The 9,783-nt window shown below is 27.3% G+C and carries 9 protein-coding genes; 5 read left to right on the forward strand and 4 right to left on the reverse strand.

All coding sequences use genetic code 11. The features are described from left to right. Positions 1-140 precede the first annotated feature (140 nt). From HUJ77_RS12430 to HUJ77_RS12440, 3 genes are all read left to right on the forward strand, one after another. Positions 141-1,436, forward strand: a complete 1,296-nt coding sequence (locus tag HUJ77_RS12430) for a D-alanyl-D-alanine carboxypeptidase family protein (RefSeq protein WP_291709092.1) — start codon at positions 141-143, stop codon at positions 1,434-1,436. 69 nt (positions 1,437-1,505) lie between these two features. Beyond that, positions 1,506-2,084 (forward strand): flavin reductase family protein, encoded by a 579-nt coding sequence (locus tag HUJ77_RS12435; protein ID WP_291709094.1) that lies wholly within the window; start codon positions 1,506-1,508, stop codon positions 2,082-2,084. 126 nt (positions 2,085-2,210) lie between these two features. Further along, the gene (locus tag HUJ77_RS12440; RefSeq protein ID WP_291709096.1) at positions 2,211-3,077 is read left to right on the forward strand and encodes a 50S ribosomal protein L11 methyltransferase; all 867 of its coding nucleotides are present in this window, start codon (positions 2,211-2,213) and stop codon (positions 3,075-3,077) included. Positions 3,078-3,158: 81 nt separating this feature from the next. On the opposite strand, the gene HUJ77_RS12445 is transcribed toward HUJ77_RS12440, so the two are convergent. The 4 genes from HUJ77_RS12445 to glsA all read right to left on the reverse strand — a co-directional run bounded on the left by HUJ77_RS12445 (position 3,159) and on the right by glsA (position 7,963). Then, entirely contained in the window at positions 3,159-3,707 is a 549-nt protein-coding gene (locus HUJ77_RS12445) for a lytic transglycosylase domain-containing protein (RefSeq protein ID WP_291709098.1), read from the reverse strand. 10 nt (positions 3,708-3,717) lie between these two features. Beyond that, positions 3,718-4,320 (reverse strand): dephospho-CoA kinase, encoded by a 603-nt coding sequence (gene coaE / locus HUJ77_RS12450; RefSeq protein WP_291709100.1) that lies wholly within the window; start codon positions 4,318-4,320, stop codon positions 3,718-3,720. A gap of 14 nt (positions 4,321-4,334) precedes the next feature. Beyond that, positions 4,335-6,944, reverse strand: coding sequence for a DNA polymerase I (gene polA / locus HUJ77_RS12455; protein ID WP_291709102.1), 2,610 nt, complete (start codon positions 6,942-6,944; stop codon positions 4,335-4,337). A 101-nt stretch (positions 6,945-7,045) separates the two neighbouring features. After that, entirely contained in the window at positions 7,046-7,963 is a 918-nt protein-coding gene (gene glsA, locus HUJ77_RS12460) for a glutaminase A (RefSeq protein ID WP_291709103.1), read from the reverse strand. Between the two features lie 166 nt (positions 7,964-8,129). On the opposite strand from glsA, the gene HUJ77_RS12465 reads away from it, so the two are divergent. Next, positions 8,130-9,362, forward strand: coding sequence for an aminopeptidase (locus HUJ77_RS12465; protein ID WP_291709104.1), 1,233 nt, complete (start codon positions 8,130-8,132; stop codon positions 9,360-9,362). Between the two features lie 103 nt (positions 9,363-9,465). Beyond that, positions 9,466-9,783: NAD-dependent epimerase/dehydratase family protein (locus tag HUJ77_RS12470; RefSeq protein ID WP_291709105.1), on the forward strand; the 318-nt coding region annotated here is incomplete at its 3' end.

The raw sequence follows: 9,783 nt of genomic DNA on the forward strand, positions 1-9,783 counted from the left end.
TAATTATTAAAAAATTATTATAAGTAATTTAAATCACTTAACAACTTCTATAATTATTGTTATTATTGAATGTAGGTGTTATACTGTTAACAGTGCGTAAGCAAGTAAACATAATAACTAAAATCTAAAGAAATGGGGAGATGAACTTGAAAGTAAAACACTTATTTAGAACACTAGCACTTGCTCTTTCAGTTTCATTATTAGCTCCTTTAGCTAATAAAGTTAGTGCACAAGATGTAAACATTCAGGCTCCAGAAATTATTGGGGAAGCATCAATAACTATGGACATAGATACTGGAGAAGTTATCTATTCAAAAAATGCAGATTTAAAACTTTCACCAGCAAGTACAACAAAATTAATGACTGCTCTATTATTTGCTGAAAACAAAAATAAGACAGACATATTAAACTTTACTGAAACTTCATTAAAAGTAACAGAAACAGCTTTAAATAATTATGTAGATCTAAAACCTGGAGATAAAATTTCTGCTGAAGATACAATGAAAGCTGTTCTTATTTTTTCTGCAAATGACACTGCTTATTTAATGGCAGAAGCTGTAGGTGGAACAGTAGATAATTTTGTTAATATGATGAATGAAAAAGCTACTGAATTAGGTTTAAAAGATACTCATTTCGAAAATCCATCTGGATTAGAAATAGATCCTTTAAATCCAAGTAATACCAATGTAAATCAAACTACAGCTTATGACTTAGCTAAAATAGGTATAGCTGCTTTTAAGAATGATTGGGTTAAAGATACTGTTTCAACTAAGAATAGTAAGACATCTATAACCTTAGCAGGTTATCCAATAGAAATAGAATCTAGAAATAAGATACTTGGTAAATATAATAATGTAGGTGGAAAAACTGGTACTGAAGAATTAGCTGGCCATTGTTTTGTTGGATTTTTTGAAAAAGATGGTAGAAACTTAGTTACTGTTGTTCTAAAATCTGACTACGGTGCAACTGGTCTTCACGTATTTGAAGATACTGAAAAAGTAGCTAATTATAGTTATTCAGCTGAAAAGCAAACCTATAAAACTGCAGGTGAAGAAGTTGGATCTATAGATCTAACTTATAAAACTTTTAGATTTTTTGGTTCTGAAAAGCAAATAACTGCTCCTATATCTGTTAATGAAGATGTTCAGTATTATAAAAATGATTTTAATGATAAGAATGCAACTATCTCATATAATGGAGAAGTTAAAGATGCTTGGAAGTTAAGTGGAAATAAAGAAGTTACTTTAACATATTCAACTCCTGGCTACACTCAAGATGTAAATGGAACTATTAAAGTTTCTGCTATGGAATTAATTAAAGCTAACTTGCCATTATATTTATTATCACTTCTTATTTTAGTGATAGTTTTAGTATTATTTGTTTTAGTAATAAGAATTATAAATACTAGTAAGAGAAAACGTAGAAGAAGATATTAATACTAATGGGGCTGTCAACACAGCCTCATTCTTCTTGATAAAAATTTTTTATTGCCGAAAGGATTAGTTATGAAAAAAGAAAATTTTAAAGGTAGTGTAATGCTAAATCCAACTCCAGTTGTTATAGTTACTTCTAAAAATAAAGAAGATAAAGTTAATGCATTTACTGTAGGTTGGATTAGTACAGTTTGTACAAAAGAACCTGTATTAGCTATGGGTGTAAGACCTGAACGTCTTTCATATGATTACATAAAAGAAAGTGGAGAATGTGTAATTAATCTACCTTCAAGAGATATGGTTAAATTTGTTGATTATTGTGGAGTTACATCTGGAAGAAAGATAGACAAAATTAAGCATTTTGGCTATAAATTATCTGAAGGTGTAGCCATAAGTACTCCATCAATAGATTTATCACCTGTTGCTCTTGAATGTAAAGTAAAAAGTATTACTCCTCTTGGAACTCATGATCTTTTTTTATTAGATGTAATTAATGTTAAGGTTAATGAAGATATAATTGATGATAAAGGTAAAATCTGCTTTAATAAGGCTAATTTAATTTGTTATAACCATGGAGAATATTATGGATTAAATGCTAAATCATTAGGTTCATTTGGTTATTCTATTAAGAAGAAAAAGAAGAAAAGATAGAGTTATTCTGATATTTAATGCCCTGATATAAGTAATAATTATTAAATTTTTACTAATTTCTTGACATAAAACTAAAATCTATCTATACTCTATAATGTTATAATCAATTAATTCGGGGGATTCAAAATGTATATATTAACTTATAATGTCAATTTTAGAAATTTAGATGAAATAATCGAGTTGTTGCAAATTAATGATATATTTAATGTTTTTTATGAAAGTCCTTTAGAAATTACAACTGATGAGTACGGATATGGTTATTTAGAAAAGGAAGTTTCTACAATTGATATTAAAATTGCTTATGATGAAGAAGTGGATAATTTAAATATATTTAAAGATAAAATATCTTCATTAATAAATAGTGAGTGTATTTCTATTGATGAAGCCAATTATAACTATGAAACATATGATTTTCCATCAATTAGTATTAATGATAACTGGGTACTAGCCTCCCCTGATGAGGATATTTGTGATAAAAATGTTCATAAAATATCTTTTATTTCTCAAGGAGCCTTTGGTACAGGTTTGCATGAAACAACTAAAGATTTATTAAATATAATCTTAACTAAAATAGATTTATGTGATAAAAAAGTTTTAGATATTGGAACTGGTTCAGGTATATTATCTATCGCTTCAGCAATTATAGGTGCCTCAAAGGTAACAGCCTTAGATATTAGAGATGTTAGAGAAGAAGTTGAGTTAAATTCAGCTCTTAATGGTATTTATAATATAGAAACCTTAGTTGGAGATGCTCTAAATGATGAAGTTAAAATAGAAGACAATTATCATTGGATATACATAAATATAGGTGGAGAAGAAACTGAATTGTTTATGGACTTTATAAAAGATCATTTATTACCTGATGGTAAATTACTAGTATCTGGTCTTGTAGAATGGAGCTTTGATAAAGTTAAATCAATAGTTGAAAGCCACGGATTTAAATTAACAGATAAATATCAAAGTAATGAATGGATTACTGCAATATTTAATTAGAACATAATAAAAACTTAATGTGGAAGTTTATAAATTTCTAGAAAATAAAAAAAGCACATAAGAACTGTGCTTTTTTTATTTTTATTTATCATATAAATATTTGTAAATATTATAATTTGCCTTAACTTTATCTACATACTTCTTAGTTTCTGGAAATGGTATATAATCTAAGTTCTCTCCATCAGCAGAATATTCTTCATAAGTTAGCCACTTATTCACATTTCCACTGCCACCATTATATGCAGCTAAAACTAAATCTAAATTACCATTAAATTCTTCATTTAAGTTTCTAAGATACCAACATCCAATTTTTATATTTAACTCTGGATCAAACATCATAGATGCCATAAAATAATTAAGTCCTATTTCTTTAGCTACCCATTCACCTGTTGTATCCATTATTTGCATTAATCCTTTAGCATCTTTCTTAGATACTGCAGATTTATCAAAACTACTTTCTGTTTTAATCACAGCTAAAACTAGATATGGATCTAATTCATATTCCTCACTATATTTATTCACATATTCAGCATATTTGTAAGGATACACATATTTTTTCATTGCAAACATAAAGCCAAAATAAAATATGAGAATTGCAATTAAAATAGTTACTATACGCTTAAATTTCATTACTTTCTCCTTACTTATTAATTACATTTAAAAACTCCATCACCTTATCTACTTGATTCTTAGTTTTAATTAAATCTCCATTGTTATCTATAATTATATGAGCATAATCTCTTTTTTTATCTAAAGATAATTGAGCATTCATTCTATTTATAGCTTCTTCTCTAGATAATCTATCCCTATTTTTCAATCTAATAACTTGAGTATTATTATCAACCCATACCACTATTATATAATCCATAAATGTATGAAGATCATTTTCTATTAAAGTTGGAGCATCAAGTATTATTATACTTTCCCCTGCTTTTTCATACTTATCAATTTCATTAAAAATTTCACTTTTTATATAAGGCATAATTATATCTTCATACTTTTTTCTTTGTTTAGGAAATCTAAAAATATGGTTTCCAAATTCCCTTCTTCTAAATTCACCTCTCCAGTCAAAAAAACCTGTTCCAAATTCTATTTTAATCTTATCTATTATTTCTGGATATTTTACTAAAACTTCTTTTGCTATATTATCTGCGTCTATTACTTTAAATCCTTTATCTGTAAGCATTTTTGAAACAGTGCTCTTTCCCGAACCAATTCCTCCTGTTAACCCTATTTTTATCATTATTTCAGGCCTCCCTATTTAGCTTCATACCACGTATTACCAATATTTATATCTACCTCTAAAGGTACATCAATCTTTAGTACATTTTCCATTTCTTCTTTTACTAATGCTTTAACTTGCTCTAATTCATCTTTTTTAACATTTAATATAAGTTCATCGTGAACTTGTAATATTATTTTACTCTTTAATTGAAGTTCATTTAATTTATTATATACATTAACCATTGCTAATTTAATTATATCAGCAGCACTACCTTGAATAGGGGCATTCATAGCTAATCTTTCTCCTAATGCCTTAACTATTCTATTAGATGATTTTATTTCAGGAATAAATCTTCTTCTATTTAATATAGTTATAACAAATCCATTTTCCTTAGCTTCTTCAATCAAACCATCTAAATAACCTTTTATCTTAGGATATCTTTCAAAATATATTTCCATATATTCTGAAGCTTGCTTTTTAGTTATGTGTAAATCTTGAGAAAGACTAAAATCACTAATACCATAGACTATTCCAAAGTTAACAGCCTTTGCTCTACTTCTCATTAATGGCGTTACCTCTTCTAATGGAACATTGAATACTTCTGATGCTGTTTTTCTATGAATATCACTATGATGTTTAAATGCATCAATCATATTTTCATCCTTTGCCATTTCTGCTAATACTCTAAGTTCAATTTGTGAATAGTCACAAGATAATAATATATCCTCTGCTTCATCAGGTATAAATACTTTTCTTATTTCTCTTCCCATCTCATATTTTATAGGAATATTTTGAAGGTTAGGTTCTGTACTTGATAATCTTCCTGTAGTAGTTACAGTTTGATTGAAAGTTGAATGTATCTTTCCATCAACATCAATAACATTCTTTAAACCTTCCACATAAGTTGAATTAAGTTTCGTAATTTGTCTATAATAAGTTATCTTTGGTATTATCTCATGCTTATCTTGAAGCTTTTCTAATACCTCAGCATTAGTTGAGTAGCCAGTTTTCGTTTTCTTTACAACTGGTAAATCAAGCTTTTCAAAAAGAATTTTTCCTAGTTGTTTTGGTGAGTTTATATTGAATTTTTCTTCAGCTAACTCAAATATTTCTTTTTCTGTTCTTCCAATTTCCTCTTTAAATTTTATTGCTAAAGTATCTAGCATCTCTCTATTAATCTTAAAACCTAATGATTCCATTGAAGATAAAACAAAAATTAAAGGATGTTCTACATTATAATATAACTCTTCCATATTCTCATCTTTAATTTTTTCCTTAAGAATATTATATATATCTTCTAACTTACTGTTTATTCTACATTTAATTTCATCTTTATTTCCTTTAATATCTTCACCTAAGTATTCATTTACTAAAGATAATATATCATAAGAACTTCTTGCAGAATTTATTAAATAAGCTGCTATAGCTGTATCAAAATCAAAACTAGCAATTGATATTCCTAATTTATTTAATATAGTAATTAAAGGCTTTCCTTCATGAATCACCTTTTTAAGGTTATCATTTTCCATTATATTTTTTAAAGCTAAATTAGCAGAATTCTCATCTTCATTACTTATTTCATTAAACTTAATAAAGTAATTTTCTTTATCACATGAAATATAAAGATTATTTAATGATATTTCTGAATACTTCTCACTATTATTTGCCTCAAAAGAAATATATATAGTATCTTTTAATTTATTAGAAAGTTCTAAAAATGAATTAGGATTATCTATATAATTAATATTTATTTCTTCATCTTCATTGTCATCATCTTCACCATTAAAATACTTATCTAATAAAGTTTTCATTTGCAATTTAAAGAACATCTTCTTAAGACCGTCTTTATTAAAAGATTCTTGACTTTTTATATCATCTAAATCAAACTCTATTGGAACTTCAGTCATTATTGTAGCAAGCTTCTTACTAAAAATTGCTTGTTCTTTATAAGTTTCTAAATTGTCCTTTACTTTTTTACCACTAATATTATCTATATTATTTAATACTTCTTCTATAGAACCATAAGTTTGTATTAACTTATAAGCAGTTTTTTCTCCAATTCCAGGAACACCAGGAATATTATCTGATTTATCTCCCATAAGACCTTTTACATCTATAAATTGAGTTGGAGTCACACCAAATTCTTCAATAAAGCTATTATGGTTATATATAGCTGTTTCAGATACACCCTTTTTAGTTATAATTACATTTATATTATCTGAAGCTAATTGAAGAGCATCTCTATCTCCAGTAACTATAAATACTTCGATATTATTTTTTTCTGCATGCTTAGATAATGATCCTATAATATCATCTGCTTCAAAGCCTTCAAGTTCATATATAGTTATTGATAATAAATTTAAAATTTCCTTTATTATTGGAAATTGCTCTGCAAGTTCTGGTGGCATCTTCTTTCTACCAGCCTTGTATTCTAAATACTCTTTATGTCTAAAAGTAGGTCCTTTTTTATCAAAAGCTGCCACTATATAATCTGGCTTTAATTCCTCTCTCATTTTAAATAACATATTTACAAATCCATAAACTGCATTTGTATGAATTCCTTCAGAATTTGTAAGCTCTGGAATTGCATAAAATGCTCTATTTAAAAGAGAGTTTGAATCTAAAATCAATAATCTTTCCATTCTTTCCTCCAAATTAAGGAATTATTTCCTTAAAGCTATTTTTTATATAAATTATACTATTATTAAGCAAATAAATCATTACATTTTAATTAATATATAAACTAGAAAATACTTAAATCTAATTCATTAGATAAATCTTTAATCAATTTAAGACCTGCAATGCTATTTCCTTTTTCATCTAGTGATGGTCCAAAAATTCCTATTCCATAGTTTCTAGGAACTGTTGCAAGTATACCTCCACCAACTCCAGATTTTGCTGGAATTCCAACATTTACAGCAAACTCACCTGATGCGTCATACATACCACAAGTCACCATTATAGTTTTTACTATTCTACAGATTTCCTTAGGTATTATTTTTTCATTAGTCCAAGGTATAACTCCATCATTTGCTAGCACTGCACCAAATCTAGCTAAATCCTTTGCAGTTAATTCTATTGAACACTGCTTAAAATACAGTTCTAATATTTCTTCTACATCCCCTTCTAAAACTCCAGTACTTTTCATAAAGTATGCTAAAGCTCTATTTCTGTTTCCAGTTTCCTTTTCTGATAAATATACTTCTTCATTTACATCTATATGATTATTATTAGTTACAGTCCTCATAAAATCTAATATTTTTTCTAATTTTTCTTCTACGTTTTTACCATCTATTAATGAAGTCGTAACTATTGCACCTGCATTAATCATTGGGTTATATGGTTTTCCACTATCTCTAGCTTCTAAATTAACTATAGAGTTAAAACCCATTCCTGTTGGTTCTACATCAACCTTTTTAAATACATTATATCTTCCATTATCTTTTATAGCTAAAATTAAAGAAACTATTTTAGAAATACTTTGCATAGTAAATTTTTTATCATAGTCCCCTGCGTAATATTCTTTCCCTTTAGAGTCTACAACATATATACCTAGATCATTTTCATTTGCTTTTGATAGAGCTGGTATATAGGATGCAACATTTCCTTCTTTTCCATATATTTTATTTTTTTCTACTAGTGTATTTAATAAACTAAACACTAAATTTCACCTCTTGCTTCATTGGTTTATAGCAATATATATTATATTAATAATTATTATTCTACACAAGAAAATTTATACTTAATTATTTTAACTAGACTATTTTGCTATATTATGTAAGAATAAATATTATATATTATAAACATTATAAATTTGAGGTGATTTTATGGATATATCAAAAATGTTAGAGAAATATGCTAAATTAGCAGTAAAAAAAGGAGTTAACTTGCAAAAAGATCAAGTTTTACTAATAAACACACCTGTTGAATGTGTTGATTTTGCAAGAGCTATAGCTAAAGTGGGCTATGAAGAAGGAGCTAAAGAAGTTATAGTTCATTATGGTGATCAAACTGTACAAAGACTTAAACTAGAAAACGCATCTATTGATACATTAAAAGATGTTCCAAACTGGGTGGCTGAATCTTATAATTCTTATGCAAGAGAAGGATGTTGTTTAATTTCTATTTCTGCATCTGACCCTGATGGTTATAAAGGAATTCCTATGGAGAAAATATCTGCTTTCCAAAAAAGTAGACAGTTAGCTTTAAAGGAGTACTATGATTACTCTATGTCAAATAAAATTCGTTGGACAGTAGTTTCAGTTCCAACAGAAGCTTGGGCAATGAAGGTATTTAAGGATTCTAGCTCTAAAGATGCTGTAGATAAGCTATGGGAAGTTATCTTTGATGTTGTAAGACTTAATAATGATGATCCAATTAAAGCTTGGGATGAACATAACAAAAATATTGCAAAAAAATTAGAATTCTTAAATGAATATAAATTTAAAAAGCTACATTATAAAAACTCTCAAGGAACAGATTTAACTATAGAGTTACCTGAAGATCATATATGGCTTGGTGGAGCTGAGAAATGTAGTTCTGGAATAGAATTTAATGCTAATATGCCTACTGAAGAGGTATTTACATTACCAAAAAGAAATGGAGTTAATGGAACTGTAACATCATCTAAGCCATTAAGCTATAGTGGTAATTTAATTAATAACTTCTCTTTAACTTTTAAGGATGGTAAAGTTGTGGATTATAAGGCTGAAGAAGGCTATGATACTTTAAAAGACTTATTAGAAAGTGATGAAGGAGCAAGATATCTAGGTGAAGTTGCTTTAGTTCCATATGATTCACCTATATCTAATTCAAATATTATTTTCTATAATACTTTATTTGATGAAAATGCAGCTTGTCATTTAGCTTTTGGTAGAGCTTATAGCTCTTGTGTTGAAAACTCAGAAAACCTTTCAGATGAACAGTTAAATGCCCTAGGAGTTAATGACTCAATAATACACGTAGATTTTATGATTGGTACTGCTGATTTAAATATAACAGGTATAAATAAAGATAATAAAGAAATCCAAATTTTCTCTAATGGAAATTGGGCATTCTAATATAAACAAATTTATTACTTTTTAAAAAGGGAGGTGACAGTTGCTTTAAAGACATAAATTTTTTTGAAAATAAGATTTATAGTTTTTATGCAACGACTATTTTATGTCAGATATATTACTATTAGGAGGAACAGGCTTTGTTAGTAAAGCTTGTGCTAAATATCTTATCTCCAGAGGATATGATATTGATATATTAACTAGAGGATTTAGAAAAGTAGATTATGATGGTTTTGTAAATCATATAATTTGTGATAGAAAAAACTTAACTGAAATGAAAAAGAATTTACAAGATAAAAATTATTCTTATATACTTGATTTTTCAGGCTATGTAAAGGAAGATATTGAAATACTTTTTGAAAGTATAAAAAATATAAAAACATTAAAAAGATATGTATTTTGTTCTTCTGCTGCAGTATATGAG

Source organism: Clostridium sp. (assembly GCF_021443865.1).
Taxonomy (GTDB): Bacteria; Bacillota; Clostridia; order Clostridiales; family Clostridiaceae; genus Clostridium.

Coding starts and splice junctions, on each gene's coding strand:
- HUJ77_RS12430 (WP_291709092.1), top strand. CDS start 141: ATGAACTTGAAAGTAAAACACTTATTTAGAACACTAGCACTTGCTCTT.
- HUJ77_RS12435 (WP_291709094.1), top strand. CDS start 1,506: ATGAAAAAAGAAAATTTTAAAGGTAGTGTAATGCTAAATCCAACTCCA.
- HUJ77_RS12440 (WP_291709096.1), top strand. CDS start 2,211: ATGTATATATTAACTTATAATGTCAATTTTAGAAATTTAGATGAAATA.
- HUJ77_RS12445 (WP_291709098.1), bottom strand. CDS start 3,707: ATGAAATTTAAGCGTATAGTAACTATTTTAATTGCAATTCTCATATTT.
- coaE (WP_291709100.1), bottom strand. CDS start 4,320: ATGATAAAAATAGGGTTAACAGGAGGAATTGGTTCGGGAAAGAGCACT.
- polA (WP_291709102.1), bottom strand. CDS start 6,944: ATGGAAAGATTATTGATTTTAGATTCAAACTCTCTTTTAAATAGAGCA.
- HUJ77_RS12465 (WP_291709104.1), top strand. CDS start 8,130: ATGGATATATCAAAAATGTTAGAGAAATATGCTAAATTAGCAGTAAAA.